An 18,505-nucleotide genomic window follows, 5' to 3' on the forward strand; every position below is an offset into this window, starting at 1 on the left:
GCGTTGAATCGTCGGTATGACCGCCCCGACCGGAGTGCCGCACACCTCGACGCACCGGCACGCCGACGTCACCGGCGGCTGGCTGCGCGCCGCGACCTTCGGCGCCATGGACGGCCTCGTCAGCAACACCGCCCTCATCGCCGGTGTCGCGGCAGCGGCCGACGCGGACACCGTTGTCATCAGCGGCGTTGCCGGGCTGTTGGCCGGTGCGTTTTCGATGGCGCTGGGGGAGTACACCTCGGTGACCACCGCCAACGAACAAATCGAATCCGAGGTCCTGGTCGAGCGGAGGGCTTTCCGCAAGCACCCACAGGCCGAGAAGGCGGAGCTGGTGGCGATGTTGATGGACATGGGCATGACCCGTGAAACCGCGGTCAAGGCCACCGATGAGGTGCATCGCGACGAGGACCGGGCCCTGAACTTCCACCTCGTCCAGGAGTTGGGCGTCGACCCCCGGGAGAAGCCGTCGCCGTCGGTCGCGGCCGGGTCGTCATTCCTGATGTTCACGCTTGGCGCGATCATCCCGCTGATCCCGTATCTGCTCGGCTTCCATTCGCTGTGGGCAGGGCTGGCGTGTGGTGGCGTGGGCCTGCTCGTCGCGGGCGGTGTGGCCGCGCGGTTCACCGGGCGACCCATCTGGTTCGCCTCTCTACGTCAGTTGGCATTCGGGAGTGTGGCCATCGCGGCGACCTACGTCGTCGGACTGCTGGTCGGCACGTCCGTCACGTGAGCGAAGCGGTTCGCACCGCTACTCGTCTCGCAGAATCGGCGCGAGCGTCGCAAGGCCCTTGATCCTCCCAGACGTTTCAACCGGTGTCCGCGACCGCTGTCCTCGTTGACTGACCGGGCGGTCCAGGATCTGCATCCGCTGTGAGTGAAGCAGCTGATGAACCCCTCGGGGATCACACCCGCCGGCCGAATGGCCCGCTGCCAGGCGACCCAAGTGCTGCTGAACATGTTCGGAGACTGCGATATTCGCAGATGCGGCAGTCGCGGGTCACCGCTTGAGTTCAAACCGCGAGATTGTATTCCGGCGGGCTCCCACTCGTCGAACTTCTGCTGCTCGAATGCGGCTTCGCGACGAAGCAGGCATCAGCTGTCGCCGACGGTGACCTCTCCTTTGGTGGTCACTTGGCGACGGTGTTGGACGTCGACGCCTCGTCCAGCAGCCGTCGCAATACGCGCACCGCGTCGGTGAGCGTCTTCCGGTCGGCGCCGCCGAGCCGTTCGAGGTACGGATCGATCACCGCGCCGCGGATCACGCGCACCTGCCGCAGCGTGTCCACCCCTTTGGGAGTGATGCGGATCAGCACCGCGCGTGCGTCCTCGGGGTCGACGGTTCGCGACACCATGCCGGCCTCCTCGAGACGGCGGACCTGGGTCGTCATCGTCGGCTGTGAGCAGTGGTCGAGTGCGGCCAGATCGGAGATGCGGGCCTCGCCCTGGTCCTCGATCGTGGACAGCAGTCGCGCCTGGGCATACCCGAGGGGCAGGCGGGCCCGCTGCGTGGCCAGTCGGTTGATCCGGGCGACCACGGACAACAGATCGGCTCCGAGCGTCTGGGTCATGCCGCCAGATTAGGTGTTCCAGACGCCGAATCCGCCCCGATCGATCCCAGCGCGGTGTGGCCGCCCCGATCGCGACTGGCAGAATCGTGCAATGACCGCGACCGGGGCCCGAACTCGACATACCGGTCGTTTGCGTCCCGTCGAACTCGCGCAGGCCTCCGTCATGGCGGCGCTGTGCGCGGCCACCGCGATCATCTCCGTGGTCGTCCCGTTCGCGGCGGGGCTTTCTCTGCTGGGCACGGTGCCGATGGGGCTGCTGGCCTACCGCTACCGGTTGCGGGTGCTGCTCACCGCAACCATCGCCGGCGGCATCATCGCGTTCCTGATCGCGGGCATGGGCGGGTTCATGACCGTCGTCAACTGCGCCTATATCGGCGGACTGACCGGCATCGTCAAGCGCCGCGGGCGCGGCACCCCGACCGTGCTGTTCGCGGCGCTGATCGCCGGAGCGGTGTTCGGGACGGCGGTGGTGGTGGCGCTGTCGATCCTGTCGCGGCTGCGTCACCTCATCTTCGAGTCCGTCACCGCCAACATCAACGGCCTCGCCGCGGTGATCGCCCGCATCCCCGATATGGAGGGCGCGGCCGAGCGCCTCAAGCGCGACTTCGCCACGGCGCTCGATTACTGGCCGCTGTTGTTCTTCAGCGCCGGCGTGATATCGATCACCTTCGTCAGCCTCGTCGGGTGGTGGGCTTTGTCGCGGGTGATGGAGCGGCTCTCGGGCATCCCCGACGTCCACAAACTGGAGTCGTCCAAAGACGTCGGCGCTATCGCCCCGGTGCCCGCGCGGCTGCGCGACGTCCGGTTCCGCTACCCAACCGCCGACCACGACGCGCTCGGGCCGGTCTCGCTGCGCGTGGAGCCAGGTGAACACCTCGCGGTGACGGGTGCCAACGGCTCGGGCAAGACGACGCTGATGCTGATGCTGGCCGGGCGGGAGCCGACTGCGGGCGCCATCGAACGGCCGGGCGCCGTCGGGCTGGGCCGCATCGGCGGCACGGCGGTCGTCATGCAGCACCCGGAGAGCCAGGTGCTCGGCACCCGCGTCGCCGACGACGTGGTGTGGGGGCTGCCGCCCGGCAAGGCCACCGACGTCGGCCAGCTGCTCGCCGAGGTGGGCCTCGACGGGTTGGCCGAACGCAACACCGGCGGGTTGTCGGGTGGCGAACTGCAGCGGCTCGCCGTCGCGGCGGCGCTGGCGCGCGAACCGTCGCTGTTGATCGCCGACGAGGTCACCAGCATGGTCGACCAGGAGGGCCGTGAGGGGCTGATGTCGGTGCTGTCCGGGCTGACGCGGCGCCACCAGATGTCGCTGGTGCACATCACCCACTACAACGACGAGGCCGACGCGGCCGATCGCACGGTCGACCTATCCGGTAACGGCGGCGCAGCCGACAACGCCGACATGGTGGAATCCGCCGATGCTCCGGCCGGGACCGTCGCTGCCGGCGTCGATGCCGCTCCCGTGCTGGAACTCGTGGAGGTCAGCCACGAGTACGGCAGCGGCACACCGTGGGCCGCCACGGCGCTGCGCGACATCACCTTCACGGTCCATGAGGGCGACGGCCTGTTGATCCACGGCCTCAACGGGTCGGGCAAGTCGACGCTGGCCTGGATCATGGCCGGTCTCACCGAGCCGACCGCGGGCGAATGCCTGCTCGACGGGAAGCCGGCATCAGAACAGGTTGGCGCCGTGGCGATCTCGTTCCAGGCGGCGCGGTTGCAGCTGATGCGCAGCCGGGTCGACCTCGAGATCGCGTCCGCCGCCGGGTTCTCTCCGCGTGACCGCGGTCGGGTCAACCAGGCGCTGTCGACCGTCGGCCTCGATTCCACGTTGGCCGACCGGCGCATCGACCAGCTCAGCGGGGGACAGATGCGTCGCGTCGTCCTCGCCGGGCTGCTCGCCCGCTCGCCGCGGGCCCTCATCCTCGACGAACCGCTTGCCGGCCTGGACGGCGCGAGTCAGCGGGGCCTGCTTCGGCTGCTGGTCGACCTGCGCCGCCGCGTCGGGCTCACCGTCGTCGTGATCTCCCACGACTTCGCCGGGCTGGAGGAATTGTGCCCGCGCACTTTGCATCTGGAAGGTGGCGTGCTGGTGCCCGCACCGACGACGGCGGGGGGACTGTCATGACGGCGCCGACGAAGCGTCGGCAGCGCAGGGGCGTCGTGTTGCTGCGGCCCGTGCCCGGCAACAGCGTGGTTCATCAACTCTGGGCCGGTACAAAGCTTCTGCTGGTCGCGGCCATCGGTGTGTTGATGACGTTCTATCCGGGCTGGGTGCCGATCGGTGCCGTCGCGGTGATCGTGCTGATCTCGGCGCGGCTGGCCAACATCCCGCGCGGCGTGCTCCCGTCGATCCCTGGGTGGCTGTGGTTCCTGCTCTTTCTCGGCGGCTTGACGGCGACCTTCGCCGGCGGCAGCCCGATCATCTCCATGGGTTCGGTCGACATCGGGCTGGGTGGCCTGCTGAACTTCCTGCGCATCACCGCGCTGTCGATCGTGCTGCTCGGTCTGGGGGCGATGGTGTCGTGGACGACGAACGTCGCCGAAATCGCGCCCGCGGTCGCGAAGCTGGGCCGACCGCTGCGGCTGTTCCGGATACCGGTCGACGAGTGGGCGGTCGCGCTGGCGCTGGCGCTGCGTGCGTTCCCGATGCTGATCGACGAGTTTCGCGTGCTCTACGCCGCACGCAATCTGCGCCCGAAGCAGGTGCACCCGAGCCGTCGCGGACGGTGGCGTCGTTGGTGGCTCGAGGCGATCGATCTGTTGGCCGCTGCCATCACCGTCGCGCTGCGCCGCGCCGACGAGATGGGCGATGCGATCACCGCACGCGGTGGTGCCGGACAGATCTCGGCCGCACCGTCGGGTCCGAAAGCCATTGACTGGTGGGCGTTCCTCATCGTCGCCGCAGTGTGCGGGACGGCGTTGGCGCTGGAGTTGACGGTGGCGGGCACCAGCGCCGTCACCCGATGATCCTCACCGCGAGTGCTAGCGCTGCGCCGAGGCTGCTGTTTATGACGGAATATCATCGAATCTCGTCAGAAACCGCAGTCTCGGTGAGTGCTAACGCTGCGCGGCGGCGTTCGCGGCTTTCTGAGCCTCGGCCAGCGTCGTCGCCACGTCGCGCCGGCCGAGGAACATCTCGTCGAAATAGGGCTTGAGCGCGTCGAATCCCGCGGCGAAACCGGCGCCCCCGGGTGCCTCGATGCGGGGGCCGTCGAGCACATCGAAGAACGGGCTGACGTCGACGCCACGGGAACGCCAGTACTCGTGGTAGACGGGCTGCGCGTCGAGCACCGCGGGGATCGCCGCGCCGCCGGCGCCGAGATACGCGTTACCGCGGACACTGCCCATCCAGGCCAACACTTCGCGCACCGCCTCGGGGTGCGCGGTGGCCGAATTGCCGGCGGCGGCAATCCCGTTCGTCACGCTGATGCGGCCGGCGGATCCTTCGGGCAGCATCGCGACGCCCCAGCGGAACGGGGCGGCGTCGGCGATGGCTGCCAGGTTGTACGTCCCGGACTGGAACAGCGCGATGTTGCCTTGGAGGAACTGGTTGCGGGAGAAGTCGCCGTTGTCGTTGGTGGCCGATGCGGGCGGGGCGACGTGATCGGTGTTGATCAGCGCCACCAGATACCTGAACGCCTGGGCGGCCTGCGGGTTGTCGAACGCGAACCGGTCGCCGACGGCGAACACCCCGCCCGCCGAACCGATGTAGTTGAGGTAGATGCCCTGAAGGTCGTTGGCGGCGTTGTACCCCCACTGCCGGACCCGCTGCGCGTCGAAGTTCGCTGCGTCGGCCGTGCGGCCCTGGTGGTCGAGCGTGAGTCGGGCCAACAGTGGTCGCATCGTGTCGACGGCCGGATCGAGTGCCCAGCGCAGCGTGGCCAACTCGCTCGGCTCGACTCCTGCCGCCGAGAGCAGGTCGGCGTTGTAGTACAGCCCGATCCCGGCGTCGGTGAGTTGCGGTACACCCCACAGCGTTCCGTCGCGGGTGAACTGGTTGACCACCGACGGCTCCCACGCCCGCGAGGCCGCCATCTCAATGTCCATCAGACGGCCGCTGTCGGCGTATTCGGCGAAGTAGGCGTTGCTGATCCAGAAGATGTCGTCGGCGCCACCGCCCGCGACGTCGGTGCGCAGGCTGTCGAAATACGTCGAGTAGGCGACGACGTTCACGCGCACCTCGATGCCGGGATGCGCACTTTCGAACTCGGAGAACGACGCGCGGTAGGCCGTGGCCACCTGCTCATCCCACAACCGCACGGTCACGACCGTCCGGCCGCCCGCGTCATTCGGTTGCCCGAGCAGCATGGCCACGACCAGCAGCAGCACACCCGTCATCGCCACACCTGTCGCGAAGAGCGTGGAAAACCTCGGCCGCGCGCTCATTTCACCCCCGTCACCACGATCGAGCGCACGATGTGGCGACCCAGCGCGACGAACAACACCAGCAGGGGCACGATCGCGACCGTCGTCGCCGCCATCACCAGCGGCCACTGCGCGTTGTAGCGTGACTGCAGGTCCGCCGTCGCGACCGTCAGCACCTGCCACTTGCCGCCACTGGTGATCACCAGCGGCCACATGAAGCTGTTCCACTGCGAGACAACGGTGATCAGCGCCAGCGTCGCCAGGATCGGTCTGCTCGCGGGCAACACCACATGCACGATCACGTCCAACGTGTTGGCACCGTCGATGCGGGCCGCATTGACCAGATCGCCGGGGATGGTGCGAAAGTACTCGCGCAACAGGAAGATCGCGTACGGCGAACCGAACATGAACGGCAGCACCAACGCCCAGAAGGAGTTACGCAGCCCCGCCTCAGCCATCATCAGGTACAGCGGGACGACGGTGACCGTCGCCGGTACCATCAGCGTCGCGACATACACCCAGAACAGCGCGTCCCGGCCGGGAAACTGCAGACGTGCGAACGCATACGCCGCCAGCACGGAGAACGCCAGCTGGCCGAGCAGAATCACCGCCGTCATCAGCGCGGTCACGACGACGGCCCGGCCGAAGCCGGCGTCGGCCAGGTTCGCGTAGTTCTGCAGGGTCGGCGGCAGAGGCAAGGACAGCGGTGACTCGGTGTCGAAGGTGCGCGGATCCCGCAGTGAGGCCAGGACGCCGAGGATGAACGGCGCCAACGTGATCAGCGCGCCCGCCAGCAGCATGGGGTAGATGACGGCGGCGGACGTGACGCGGCTAGGTGAGGTCATAGCTGATCCGTCGACGGAAGTACAACTGCTGGACGATGGTCACGCCGACCAACAGGACGAACAACACCACCGCCATCACCGCGGCCCGACCCACCGCCGCGGCGCCGAATGCCTCGGCGTAGATGCGGTGCGCCACCAGGTCGGTCCGGTTCTGCGGACCGCCACCGGTCAACGCGTACACGGTATCGAAAACCTGGGCGGCGCTGATGATTCCGGTTACCAGTACGAAGAACAACGTCGGTCGCAACATCGGAAGGGTGATGTGCCGGAACCGTTGCCACGTCGTCGCGCCGTCGGTGCGGGCCGCATTGTGGATGTCCTCGGGAATGTTGAGGATGCCGGCCAGGAAGAACAGCGTCACGTATCCCACGTTGGTCCACACGACCACCGCCGACACCACCGGCAGGGCCAGCGTTGGATCCGTGAGCCATTCGATCTGGCGGCCGAGGACGGTGCTTACCGCTCCGTCGGTGGGTGCCAGGATCCAGCGCCACAGCACCGCGATCGCCAGCGGCGCGCAGATCCACGGCAGCACATACAACGTCCGGAAAAACCCGCTGCCGGGCAGCCCGCGTGCCAGCAGTGAGGCCGCGATCAATCCGAGGAGGGTCTGCGCGGGCACGACCAGCACGACGAACAGCAGGGTGACGACCAGCGAGGTGCCGAACGTCGGGTCGGTCAGCACCGACTGCCAATTGCGCAGGCCCACATACTCCATCGGGCTCAGCAGGTCCCACCGGTGCAACGACAGCCACACCACCACGAGCATCGGCAGCAGCATGAACGCGACGACTCCGAACAGGCTCGGCGCCAGGAGTGCGTACGCGGTCGCGGTCGTGCGGCGGCGTTGTGCCATCCGAGTCATTAAAGCGGCCCGGCGGCGCCACCACTACGGTGGTGTCGTGGCAGCTACTCCAGGCGTGGACGCCGACTTCCTCGACCTGCCGAGGAGCGAGTTGGCTGAGGCGGCGACCTCGGCGGCCGTGGCCGCAGGCGCCAGCTACGCCGACCTTCGCATCCAGGCGGTCACTTCGGAGTTCGTGCAGTTGCGCGACGGTGTGCTGCAGACCGCGGTGGTCGACCGGGAGATCGGCTTGGCGGTCCGGGTGATCGTCGACGGGACGTGGGGCTTCGCGTCGCATGCCGAACTCAGTGCGGACGTCGCGGCCCAGACCGCGCGCCGCGCCGTGGGGGTGGCCAGGACGCTGGCGGCGCTCAACGCCGAGCGCATCGAGTTGGCCTCGGAGCCCGTGTACTCCGAGGCCACTTGGGTTTCGGACTACGACGTCGACCCGTTCACCGTCGCAACCACCGACAAGCTCGGTGTGCTCGGCGAATACTCGGGACGGCTGTTGGCCGCAGACGGCGTGGATCATGTCTCGGCGGGACTGCAGACCGCCAAGGAGCAGACGTTCTATGCCGACACGTTCGGTTCGACGATCACCCAGCAGCGGGTGCGGGTGCAACCGTCGCTGGAGGCGGTCGCCGTCGATGCCGGGGCGGGGACGTTCGAGACCATGCGAACGCTGGCCCCGCCGACCGCGCGGGGCTGGGAGTATGTCGACGGCGACGAGGTGTGGAACTGGACCGAGGAGCTGGCCATGCTGCCGACGTGGCTGGCCGAGAAGGTCAAGGCGCCCAGCGTCACGGCGGGGCCGACGGATCTCGTCATCGATCCGTCGAATCTGTGGCTCACGATCCACGAGTCGGTCGGCCATGCCACCGAATACGACCGGGCGATCGGATACGAGGCCGCGTACGCGGGGACCTCGTTCGCCACGCCCGACAAGCTGGGCACGATGCGCTACGGCTCACCGGCCATGAACGTGACCGCCGACCGGACCGTCGAATACGGTTTGGCGACGGTGGGTTTCGATGACGAAGGAGTGCAGGCGCAGAAGTGGGACCTGGTGCGTGAGGGTATCTTCGTCGGCTACCAACTGGACCGGGTGTTCGCACCGCGCCTCGGGGAGGAGCGCTCCAACGGGTGCGCCTACGCCGATTCGCCGCACCACGTGCCGATCCAGCGGATGGCCAACGTGTCGCTGGAGCCGAGCGCCGACGAGGTGAGCACAGAGGATTTGATCGCCCGCGTCGACGACGGTATCTACATCGTCGGAGACAAGAGCTGGTCAATCGACATGCAGCGCTACAACTTCCAGTTCACCGGGCAACGCTTTTTCCGCATCCGCGACGGCCGGCTCGACGGCCAGCTGCGCGACGTGGCGTACCAGGCGACCACGACCGACTTCTGGGGCTCGCTGGAGGCCGTAGGTGGTCCGTCGACGTGGCGGCTCGGCGGTGCATTCAACTGTGGCAAGGCGCAGCCGGGCCAGGTGGCCGCGGTGAGCCATGGTTGTCCGTCGGCGTTGTTCCGCGGGGTGAACGTGCTCAACACCCGCGCCGAGGGCGGTCGGTAAGCGATGATCGGCGCACAGCAGGTGTTGGAGATCGCGCTGGCGGAGGCGGCCCGGTTGGGTGGGGCCGACGACACGGTCGTGTTGGTGACCGACCAGGCCGACGCGTCGTTGCGGTGGGCGGGCAACTCGATGACCACGAACGGCGAGTCGAGGAGGCGCTACACGACGGTGATTTCGGTGGTGCGCAAGGGAAGCGCAGCGCATGTCGGTTCGGTGCGATCCAGCGAGGTGGACCCATCGACGGTCGGGAGTCTGGTGGCGGCGTCGCAGGAGGCGGCGCGCTCGGCGCCCGAGGCTCGCGACAGCGCACCGCTGCTGGCCGGTGGCGACGCACCGCCGGACTGGGATGCTCCGGTGCCGAGCACAGGAGCGGAGGTGTTCCTGCCGATCGCTGACGGCCTCGCCCGCGCTTTTCGCGGCAGCGACCGGTTGTACGGGTATGCCCGGCACATCCTGGAGACGACGTTCGTCGCGACGTCGGGCGGGCTGCGGCGGCGCTACACGCAGCCGACGGGCTCGGTGGAGATCAATGGCAAACGTGACGGCGCAAGCGCGTGGGTCGGCGTCAATGCCGCCGACTTCGGCGGTGTGCCAATTGATTCCATGCTCGAGGAGTTGTCGATGCGCCTGGGGTGGGCCCGGCGCACGGTGGAGTTGCCCGCCGGCCGTTACGAGACCATCCTGCCGCCGTCGGCGGTGGCCGACCTGATGATCTTCCTGACGTGGGCGATGGACGGCCGAGGTGCGCAGGAGGGTCGTACGGCGTTCTCCGCGCCGGGCGGCGGCACGCGGGTGGGGGAGCGGCTCACCGATCTGCCGTTGACGCTGTACTCCGATCCGTTCGCCGAGGGGCTGGCGTGCACGCCGTTCGTTGTGACGTCGACGTCCTCGGAGCGGATTTCGGTGTTCGACAACGGGATGGACATCGAGCGGGTGGACTGGATCCGCGACGGCGCGATCAACGCGCTGGCGTATTCGCGGGCCGCCGCCGCGGAATTCGACACGGCGCCGGCGGTGCCGGCAGGCAACCTGCTGATGACCGGTGGGGAGTCTGACCTGAGGGACATGATCGCGGCGACCGAGTGTGGTCTGCTGCTGAGCACACTGTGGTACCTGCGGGCGGTCGACCCGTCGGTGCTGCTGCTGACCGGACTGACCCGTGACGGCGTGTATCTGATCGAGGACGGCGAGGTGACGGCGGCGGTCAACAACTTCCGGTTCAACGAAAGCCCGTTGGACCTGCTGCGCCGCGCGACGGAAGCGGGGGTCAGCGAGTTCACGTTGCCGCGCGAGTGGGGTGATTGGGCGACGCGGGCGGCGATGCCGTCGTTGCGGATTCCGGACTTTCACATGTCCTCCGTCAGTCAGGCGCAATAATCGGGGCGTGGGCGCTGATGAGGTTGCCGATCGGATCGCCGGTTTAGTGGCGATGTCGTCGGGTGACAGCCAACGGGACACGCTGATCCGGTTGACGTGCGGCAGGTCGCTGTCGTTGCCGCCGCTGGCGGTGCAAGTCGACCTGCTCGACGAGTCCACCGAAGCGGACCGGGTGGTGGCGGCGTTCGCCGAGCAGTTCGCGACCGACGTGTCGGGTATCGGTGACAACCAGCGTAAGCGGCTATCGGAGACTCTGGGCGACAACGTATTTCGGACTGTCGTCGCGACCTTCATTGCGGACTTCGTGCCGCGGGTGTGGGCGGGCTGTGAAGCGCTGGGGTTAGGGAGACCCGGTTACGTCAGCGTCGTGGAATGGGATCCGGAGTCCGATCCCGTCGACGCGTTGCTCAACGGGTTCGCGCCGGCGGTGGCGCGGTTGCGGGCGCTCGATCCGGTGACCACAGAGATCGTCCGGTTGCGTGGCGCGATGCAGCACAACTGCAGGTTGTGCAAGTCGTTGCGCGACGGCGACGCGTTGGACTCCGGCGGCTCGGAGGAGATGTATGGGCAGATCGAGGATTATGAATCCGCCGAGAGCCTGACCGAGGCGCAGAAGGCGGCGCTGCGGTACGTCGACGCGCTGATCTGGTCGCCGGCGCGCATCGACGCCGAGGTGGCGGCGGAGGTGCGGCGGAATTTCTCGGAGAAGCAGTCGTTGGAGCTGACGCTGGATGTCATGCGCAACGCGTGCAACAAGATCGCGGTATCGCTGGGCGCCGACGCGCCGCGGGTGGCTTCGGGCACCGAGCGGTACTCGATCGGTGACGACGGGCAACCGGTGTACGCCGATATCGCCTGACGGCTCCCGGCCAGTGCTGTAGATACCCACCTCTGAGGGCCAGTGCTGTAGATGCCCACCTCTGAGCGGCCATTGCTGTAGGTGCCCACCTCGCAGCGAAAAATTCGCTGGGAGCGAATTAGTCGCTGCAAGGTGGGCACATCGCGATATGGGACGATGGTGCCGCGCAACGCGCCGGGGCGGTAGCTCAGTCGGTTAGAGCCGCGGACTCATAATCCGTTGGTCGCGGGTTCGAGCCCCGCCCGCCCCACTTCAGAGGGTGTATTAGGTCGGCTGATGCTGGACATATCTGTTTCGGGTGATTCCTGACAGTGTTTCGGCTGATGGTTGACAGTTGCTTCGGCTGATCCTTGACACTCATCTAAGAGCCGGGCGGCCGCTGGGTCCGCCGATCGGTGGACCGCGGTTCCTCCTCCGAACCCTCCAGTCTGCGGACTGTTCGAGCTGTCGTTTGGGGCGATAGTTGGTTCACCGAACGGGCTTCGACCAGTGGGGCCCGGGGAACAGGAAGGTAGCAACATGAACAAGAAGACCACCACGGAGAAGGTCACCGTCGGCAGGCTCACCATCACCAGCCCCGCAGGCCGAGCCGGTCCCGCCTATTGCTCGTGCATTGTGCCCGGCAACTGTGATCCGTCCGGGAGACGGTGATCCGCCGTGGCGCTTGAAGGTCGACTTCAAGAGGCGTTGGCGTTCGAAGCGCCCTACGTGATCGATCGACTTGTCAGGGACCGGGTCGTCGCGACCCGGGCGTCCGCAGAACAGCTCTTCAACGAGGCAAAGAAGTACCTCGTGCTGTCCGCGGCAACCCCTGACAAGTCGTTCGACATGTCTTCGGCGATGGTGGACGAAGCGTGGCACGCGTTCGTGCTCTTCACCGCCGAGTACACCGACTTCAGCCAGCGATACTTTGGAAGCTACGTCCACCACGCGCCCGCCGGCGAGCGCGGCGGGCCCGAAACGACGATCTTGGACGGCGGCTCCCAAGAGATGGCTTCCTTCGACGACTTCTGCCGGCGATATGAGGTGCTGTTCGGGCAGCCGCTCCCAAGAATCTGGTACGACAGCGACAACGTCACCCCGTCAACCCGGGTCATCAACGATATGGCACAGACGTTGACGATCGCCGCCGAAGATCACACCGTCCACGTTGTGGACGGCACCGGGAACACCGTGCTCTCTGTTGATGAGATGGCAATCGAGGCAGTGGAATTCATCGTCAACATGCACGCGTTCTATGTCCGCGAGCTCCCAGGAGACCTCACCGCGGCCGAGAAGGTCGGCTTGATCCAGCCTCTCATCCGCTTGGGTGTGTTGCGTCTGGCGCCCTAGCCAGCCTCAGTGCTCGACATCGACGACCATGCGCGGTGTAAACGCGGGTGGCCGGCTCGTGCGTCGAGGCGGGCTGACGTCGACGTGTTACCACCATGCTCTACCTTTGGGCTTGCGAGAGACGAACGGCCACATCGATTTTCGGTGATCACCGACCGGCACGGGTCTTGGGTATCGGCTAGACTTCGGCAAATCGCGGCGTATCGCTGCATCTCTCAAGCAGTTCGGAGTGCGTTACGTAGTGCCACTCGATGCTCAGGTGACTGCCTATCTAGACGGACCTTCCGACTCCCTGGATCTAGGGTGAGGATTGCGCAGTCGCGGGTCCGCCTTGTCGCTTCACCGAATATTGGTGACCGGTTCCACACCGGGAGCAGCTGCTCGCGGACCTTCGTCGGAACGGCGTCAATTGGCAAGCGGTGGCCATGGGGACCTGGCCGCCTCCGCCTCGAGTCGCAGCTTGGCCGCGCGCTCTCGAGCCTCGGTCGCTCGGGCGTGGGCTTCGGCGGCCTTCGATTCCGCCCACACCTCCGCGGCGCGAGCTTGGGCTTCGGTGGCTTCGGCTTGTTTCCGAGCTGCTGCGGCGCGGGTCTCGGTTTCGGCGGCCTCTCCCCGCGCCCGTGCCCAAGCCTGGGCTTCGGCGGCGCGGGCTTGGGCTTCGGCAGCTTCCGCCTGTGCCCACGCTTCTGCGGCGCGGGCTTGGGCTTCGGTGGCTTCAGCCTGTTTTCTCGCTTCTGCGGCGCGGGCACGGGCTTCTGCGGCTTGCGCCTGAGCCCATACTTCGGCGGCACGGGCCTGGGTTTCGGCGGCTTCCGCTTGCTTCCTTGCCTCGGCGGCACGGGATTCGCTTTGGGCGGCTTCTGCGCGTGCCCGCGCCCAAGCGCGGGCTTCGGCTGCACGGGCCCGAGCCTCGGCGGCTTCCGCCTCTGCTTGCGCCTCGGCTGCCAGCGCTTCGGGTTCCGCGGCCAACGCTTGGGCTTCGGTGGCCTTGGCTTGGGCTCGGGCCTCGGTGGCCAGCGCTTCGGCTTCGGCCGCCAGCGCTTCGGCTTCAGCGGCAAGGGCCTGTGCCTCCGCGGCCTCCGCCCGCGCCCTCGTCTCGGCGGCCTGCGCTTGGGCCTCTGCGGCTTCCGCCCGCGCGCGCGCTTCTAACTCGACATGCGGCAAATTCCGGTTGCGCGGTATCTCTGCTTGCTGGTCTCGCCGCCGGCGGGTCCACTTCCTGCCGGCCGCGAGCCGCGCATCATGTTTACCCCGTTCTTGCTGCTGCAGTGCGTAGTACTCGATCACGACCAAAGTCACGCCAGCCAGTATCAGCAGCGGCACGAACAAGAGTGGAAGCATGATCACACTGACCAAGCAGATCATTGTCAGAGGCACCGCGATCACCCCAGCGGCCCACGGATACCGCTCGTTGAATCCGATGATGGTCGCCCGGGTTGTGAATACGCGCGCAGCCCACAGATCGCGATCAGGCCAATGGATGGCTGTTCTCGAAGACCCCACGATCGGTTCCCTTCGCGGAGGCGGTTGGCAAAGGTATTGTGACACGCCGAGCGCGCATAGACGATCGTATGCAGTGTGCGACAGGGTCGTCGGAAGTATCCGCAACGCACTTGTGGCTCTTTCTGAAGTCAACGACGCCTAACACCCACTGCACCGGGCGCGCTCGCGCTCCCGGGGTCATCGGCTTGCACCTTTCTGCGTCGGTCCGCGCTGTGCGCACCCGCCCAACGGCCGACCTGCCGACGTCGCCCGAAAGCGGTAACGCTGCGCGGTAAGTTGCCAAAGGTGAGCGAAGACAGAGTTCGAGTGGAAATCAGCGGCACCGGCGTGGCAATCGTGACGATGATTCGCGCAGACAAGCACAATGCGCTCGACCACGCCATGTTCGATGGCCTGGTCACCGCCGCTGCGCAGGTGGCCGGTGTCCCTTCGATCCGCGCGGTCGTGCTCCACGGCGACGGTAAGAGCTTCTGCTCAGGCCTCGACGTCGCGAGCTTCGCGGCCCAGCGGGGCGGTACGAACGTTCTGTTGAACCGAGACGCCGATCACCCGGCCAACTTCGCCCAACGCGTGACCTACGACTGGTCGCTGGTGCCGGCGCCCGTCATTGCCGCGATTCACGGCAACTGCTTCGGCGGCGGTCTTCAGATCGCGTTGGGCGCAGACATCCGAATAGCGGCTCCCGACGCGAGGTTGTCCATCATGGAAATCAAGTGGGGCCTCGTTCCCGACATGGGCATCACGCAGACACTGCCCCGGCTGATACCGATCGACGTCGCCAAGGAGTTGACGTTCACCGGTCGCATCGTCTCCGGCAGTGAGGCGTCGGAGCTCGGCTTGGTCACTCACACCGCGGACGATCCGCTCGCCGCCGCGTTGACACTTGCCGGCGAGATCGCGCAGAGATCTCCGGATGCCGTGCGCGCCGCCAAGCGCCTCTACAACGAGACCTGGGTCAGTGATGACGCCGCGGCGGCGCTGTCGCGTGAATCCCAGTTGCAGACCGAACTGCTTGGCAAGCCCAACCAGATCGCCGCTGTCAGCGCCGGGATGTCGGGGGACACGCCCATCTTCACCGATCCCGAGTAGAACCAATTCCGAAGCGGTGTGACGGTCACGATTCGATCTCTCGGAATTTGTTGAGTCAGTTCTCAGTCCACTCTCAGTCGACGCGGGGACCGTGTGCTGAGGCCATGTGGGCTGATCAACGATCCGGAAAGAGAACGAACGCAAATGACCAACACTCCGCGGTATTCCACGGACCAGCCCTCGAATTCGGCTACGGGACAGCCGTATCTGCCGTACCAGGCTCACATCCCGTCACATCTCCGCTACGAATGGCGGCACGGCCAGCCTCCCCTCTATGACCTGAAACATCCTGCACAGCAAGCTGATACCGCTCCGATCCCCAGGATCCAGCTGAAGAAGTCTCGTCGCGGGCTCGTCGTGGCCGGCGCTGTCGTTTGCGCGGTCGTCGGCGGCGGGGTCGGTGCGGCCGTTGTGGGCATCGACGACCGCACGCACCACCCGATCGCCGCGCAGGCACCCATCGGTGCTGCACCTCTCACGCCACGCGCGGCCGCCGCGGCTCCCGCGGGCACCGTCGAGGAGGTGGCGGCCCGGGTGCTGCCGAGCGTCGTCCAGTTGAAGATCGACTTGGGCGGTGAGGGCCCTTCGGGTTCGGGGATCGTGTTGAGCGAGGACGGCCTCATCCTCACCAACAACCACGTCGTGGCTGCCGTGGCCGACGGCGATCGCGGAGTGTTTCCCAGCTCGCGGCGTGGCGGGCCCACGGCAACCGTGGCCTTCTCCGACGGCAGAACCGCACCGTTCAGCGTCGTCGGTGCCGACCCGTCGGGCGATCTTGCCGTCGTTCGCGCCGAGGGGGTTTCCGGCTTGACGCCCATCGCCATCGGATCCTCGGCGGATGTGAAAGTCGGCGAGCAAGTCGTCGCGATCGGCTCGCCCCTCGGCTTACAGGGAACGGTGACGACGGGCATCGTCAGCGCGCTGAACCGGCCGGTGTTCGCCGGCGGCGATGCGGGTGGAGACGTCACAGTGCTCAACGCCATCCAGACAGATGCTGCTGTGAACCCCGGCAACTCCGGCGGCGCACTGGTGAACATGCGCGGCGAGTTGATCGGCGTGAACTCCGCCATCGCGAGCATGGGCAGCGGCTCCGGCGGCCAGAGCGGTTCTATCGGGCTGGGCTTCGCGATCCCCTCGGATCAGGCCAAGCGTGTCGCCCACGAACTGGTCACGACGGGCTCCGCCAGCCATGGTGCGCTCGGTGTGAAGCTCGGTAGGGAAGCCACCAAGGCCGGCGGCGCAACCGTCGCCGTCGTCGACGGTGGCCCCGCATCCGCCGCTGGATTGCCGAGCGAAGCAGTGATCACCAAGGTCGACAACCAGCCGATCGACGGCCCTGATGCGCTCGTGGCGGCGATCCGCTCGCGCGCCCCCGGTGAGAGCGTTTCCGTCACCTATCTCGACGGTTCGGGGGCTGCTCAGACCGCGCAGGTCACGTTGGGCGAAGCGTAGGGGCCGGCTATTGAACCGGTCGCAGAACCACCACTCCAGGAACGGTTCGGACGTAGTCGAACAGTGGGGTGTCGACCACCTTGTTGTCGCCAGGAAGCGAGGACGCGTTGCGTAATACCGGGCCATCCGGCGTATCGACGAAGATTCCGACATGCGTGACGTCGAGGCCGCCGTCCTCGGAATACGCTCCGATGTAGTCACCGGTTCGGAGGCCGCTCACCACGCCGCTGTCGAACTGCGCGCTCGGAACGTAGGACACCGTCCGGGGCACAACCGGCAAGCCGGGCAGGTACACGCCGCCGGAGTCTTTCTGGTTCAAGTTCTTCTGCACCGGAATCGCGTTGGTGCTCAAGCTGGTTGTGATGTCGGTCGCGATCGCCGGTGTGGCCGCCGCCCAGTCGGTGAAGAAGTGCTTGCGGTTCGCGAAGCCCACGACACCGTCCTTATACCGGACATCGACCAGCGCGGCGATGAACTCGTCGCGGTTACCCGCCCGTTTCAGCGCCTCCACGTAATCGGCATAGGTGAAGCAGTCGACCTTCGACAGTTCGACAACCAACTGCTCCGGCTCGCTCATAGAACCGACCAGAGTGTGTGCGCCATAAGGGGTTCCGAGAAACTCGCGTGAGATGACCTCGGCAAGCTCCGGTGGTGCCGCGCCGTTTCTCGCCGTCAGCATCCGTTCGAGGATCTGCGTGTTCTGCGCGGAGATAGCGACGTCGGGCGCCGGCGCTTCCGTGGCGGCAAGGTAATTCACGGCGAGGATGGGATTGGCCTCGGCGTAGCCGACCGGCAGCAACACGTCACCGGCGGTGGACAGGTAGTAGACCTCCCACCGGTAATAGGTGTCGAAGCCGGCAGGGTCGGCGGCCATGACCGCGGCGTAGTCGTGGATCGCCCGCACGTAGTTGTTCGAGTTGTTGTAGCGGTACAGCGCGTAGTCGCGGTCGCGCGTGAAACCGTTGGCAGACAGGTAGCGTCCAGCCGCCATGATGCTGTCGCGAGGCGAGTGAATGTCGCCGCCCGCACCGAAAGCGGCGAACGTCGAGGGCATGAACTGCATCGGCCCCTGCGCGCCCGCCGTGCTCACCCCGGCGACGCGTCCGAAGGCCGTCTCGACGAGATTGATCGCCGCCAGATAATGCCATGGCACGCCGAACTCGGATTCCGCCTCGCGGTAGTGGGTCATCAGCTGATTTACCGGCGTGGGCGCAACGATCCGCCACGCGGGCAGCGTGTCCTTCGGCCGGCTCATCACGCCGAGTTCACGCCGCGCGTGGACGTTGTGGTCGTAGATCTTCCCCAGCTCCGGCGGAATCCGCGGGCGCACGATCGGATCCCACTCGGGGTGTCGTCCGATGGCTCGATACGCCAACTGCTGGCGCTGCGCCGCCGCGTTCTTCAGCGCCTCGGTCGACGAGGGGTCCCGCAGCGCTCGTTCGTCGGCGACCAGGTCGTCGGCGATTTGCACCGGATCGGATGCCAACTCTCGGCGGGGTGGCTCGGCTGCGGGTGGCGGCGACGGAGGAGCTGGCGCGGCGGACGTCGCGGGGGGTGTTTCGGGCTTGTCCGAATCCGAGCATCCGACTAGAGCGAACAAGATCACCGCGGTGCTCGCGGCGGCAGCGATCCTGGCGGCGGCGAGGCGGGCATTCATTGCCGTCGGAGTCTAGCGCCGAAGCCGGACCC

Annotated in this window: 16 protein-coding genes, 1 tRNA gene and 1 pseudogene; 11 read left to right on the forward strand and 7 right to left on the reverse strand. The window is 67.0% G+C overall.

Features of this window, described 5'->3' with window-relative positions; all coding sequences use genetic code 11:
• The first annotated feature begins 16 nt into the window (after positions 1–16).
• Complete coding sequence (locus tag A5790_RS05210; protein WP_066841713.1) at positions 17–730, forward strand: VIT1/CCC1 transporter family protein; 714 nt, start codon at positions 17–19, stop codon at positions 728–730.
• A gap of 397 nt (positions 731–1,127) precedes the next feature.
• Here A5790_RS05210 and A5790_RS05215 read toward each other — a convergent pair whose 3' ends face one another.
• Positions 1,128–1,568 carry a MarR family winged helix-turn-helix transcriptional regulator gene (locus A5790_RS05215; RefSeq protein ID WP_066841714.1) on the reverse strand — a complete coding sequence of 147 codons (441 nt, stop codon included), beginning with the start codon at positions 1,566–1,568 and terminating at the stop codon, positions 1,128–1,130.
• Positions 1,569–1,659: 91 nt separating this feature from the next.
• Between A5790_RS05215 and A5790_RS05220 the strand changes: the two genes are divergently transcribed.
• Both A5790_RS05220 and A5790_RS05225 read left to right on the forward strand, forming a co-directional pair.
• Positions 1,660–3,699, forward strand: a complete 2,040-nt coding sequence (locus A5790_RS05220; RefSeq protein WP_066841715.1) for a DUF2232 domain-containing protein — start codon at positions 1,660–1,662, stop codon at positions 3,697–3,699.
• The gene (locus tag A5790_RS05225) at positions 3,696–4,541 is read left to right on the forward strand and encodes an energy-coupling factor transporter transmembrane protein EcfT (RefSeq protein ID WP_066841716.1); all 846 of its coding nucleotides are present in this window, start codon (positions 3,696–3,698) and stop codon (positions 4,539–4,541) included. The genes A5790_RS05220 and A5790_RS05225 overlap by 4 nt, the downstream gene beginning before the upstream one ends.
• A 90-nt stretch (positions 4,542–4,631) precedes the next feature.
• On the opposite strand, the gene A5790_RS05230 is transcribed toward A5790_RS05225, so the two are convergent.
• Genes A5790_RS05230 through A5790_RS05240 form a run of 3 tightly spaced genes read right to left on the reverse strand, consistent with a single transcriptional unit; the run spans position 4,632 to position 7,640 of the window.
• A complete protein-coding gene (locus A5790_RS05230; RefSeq protein WP_066841717.1) occupies positions 4,632–5,960 on the reverse strand; it encodes a sugar ABC transporter substrate-binding protein in 1,329 nt (442 codons plus the stop codon).
• On the reverse strand, positions 5,957–6,784 hold the full coding sequence (locus tag A5790_RS05235; protein WP_066841718.1) for a carbohydrate ABC transporter permease: 828 nt from the start codon (positions 6,782–6,784) through the stop codon (positions 5,957–5,959). Before A5790_RS05235 ends, A5790_RS05230 begins: the two co-directional genes overlap by 4 nt.
• On the reverse strand, positions 6,771–7,640 hold the full coding sequence (locus tag A5790_RS05240; RefSeq protein ID WP_082961596.1) for a carbohydrate ABC transporter permease: 870 nt from the start codon (positions 7,638–7,640) through the stop codon (positions 6,771–6,773). The genes A5790_RS05235 and A5790_RS05240 overlap by 14 nt, the downstream gene beginning before the upstream one ends.
• Positions 7,641–7,686: 46 nt before the next feature.
• Here A5790_RS05240 and A5790_RS05245 point away from each other — a divergent pair, with 46 nt between their 5' ends.
• The 6 genes from A5790_RS05245 (at position 7,687) to A5790_RS05265 (ending at position 12,772) form a co-directional block, all read left to right on the forward strand.
• The gene (locus A5790_RS05245) at positions 7,687–9,204 is read left to right on the forward strand and encodes a TldD/PmbA family protein (protein WP_066841720.1); all 1,518 of its coding nucleotides are present in this window, start codon (positions 7,687–7,689) and stop codon (positions 9,202–9,204) included.
• Between the two features lie 3 nt (positions 9,205–9,207).
• Positions 9,208–10,581: a metallopeptidase TldD-related protein gene (locus tag A5790_RS05250; protein ID WP_066841721.1), complete on the forward strand. Its 1,374-nt coding sequence runs from the start codon at positions 9,208–9,210 to the stop codon at positions 10,579–10,581.
• A gap of 52 nt (positions 10,582–10,633) precedes the next feature.
• Positions 10,634–11,440 (forward strand): carboxymuconolactone decarboxylase family protein, encoded by an 807-nt coding sequence (locus A5790_RS05255; protein WP_066841815.1) that lies wholly within the window; start codon positions 10,634–10,636, stop codon positions 11,438–11,440.
• Positions 11,441–11,616: 176 nt separating this feature from the next.
• Positions 11,617–11,690 (forward strand) — tRNA-Ile (locus A5790_RS05260).
• Between the two features lie 269 nt (positions 11,691–11,959).
• Positions 11,960–12,091 carry a hypothetical protein gene (locus A5790_RS26370; protein WP_255361506.1) on the forward strand — a complete coding sequence of 44 codons (132 nt, stop codon included), beginning with the start codon at positions 11,960–11,962 and terminating at the stop codon, positions 12,089–12,091.
• A 6-nt stretch (positions 12,092–12,097) separates the two neighbouring features.
• Positions 12,098–12,772 (forward strand): hypothetical protein, encoded by a 675-nt coding sequence (locus A5790_RS05265; RefSeq protein WP_156656307.1) that lies wholly within the window; start codon positions 12,098–12,100, stop codon positions 12,770–12,772.
• Positions 12,773–13,177: 405 nt separating this feature from the next.
• Here A5790_RS05265 and A5790_RS05270 read toward each other — a convergent pair whose 3' ends face one another.
• Positions 13,178–14,071 (reverse strand): hypothetical protein, encoded by an 894-nt coding sequence (locus tag A5790_RS05270; RefSeq protein WP_156656308.1) that lies wholly within the window; start codon positions 14,069–14,071, stop codon positions 13,178–13,180.
• 489 nt (positions 14,072–14,560) lie between these two features.
• Here A5790_RS05270 and A5790_RS05275 point away from each other — a divergent pair, with 489 nt between their 5' ends.
• On the forward strand, positions 14,561–15,364 hold the full coding sequence (locus A5790_RS05275; RefSeq protein ID WP_066841724.1) for a crotonase/enoyl-CoA hydratase family protein: 804 nt from the start codon (positions 14,561–14,563) through the stop codon (positions 15,362–15,364).
• Positions 15,365–15,508: 144 nt separating this feature from the next.
• A complete protein-coding gene (locus A5790_RS05280; RefSeq protein WP_066841725.1) occupies positions 15,509–16,816 on the forward strand; it encodes a S1C family serine protease in 1,308 nt (435 codons plus the stop codon).
• 7 nt (positions 16,817–16,823) lie between these two features.
• On the opposite strand, the gene A5790_RS26130 is transcribed toward A5790_RS05280, so the two are convergent.
• A complete protein-coding gene (locus A5790_RS26130) occupies positions 16,824–17,495 on the reverse strand; it encodes a DUF1460 domain-containing protein (protein ID WP_369829766.1) in 672 nt (223 codons plus the stop codon).
• Between the two features lie 60 nt (positions 17,496–17,555).
• Positions 17,556–18,473: pseudogene (locus A5790_RS26135) on the reverse strand (lytic murein transglycosylase); the annotation flags it as partial.
• Between the last annotated feature and the right edge of the window lie 32 nt (positions 18,474–18,505).

Origin of the sequence: Mycobacterium sp. 852002-51152_SCH6134967, from assembly GCF_001667105.1 — a bacterium.
Classification (GTDB): domain Bacteria; phylum Actinomycetota; class Actinomycetes; order Mycobacteriales; family Mycobacteriaceae; genus Mycobacterium; species Mycobacterium neumannii_A.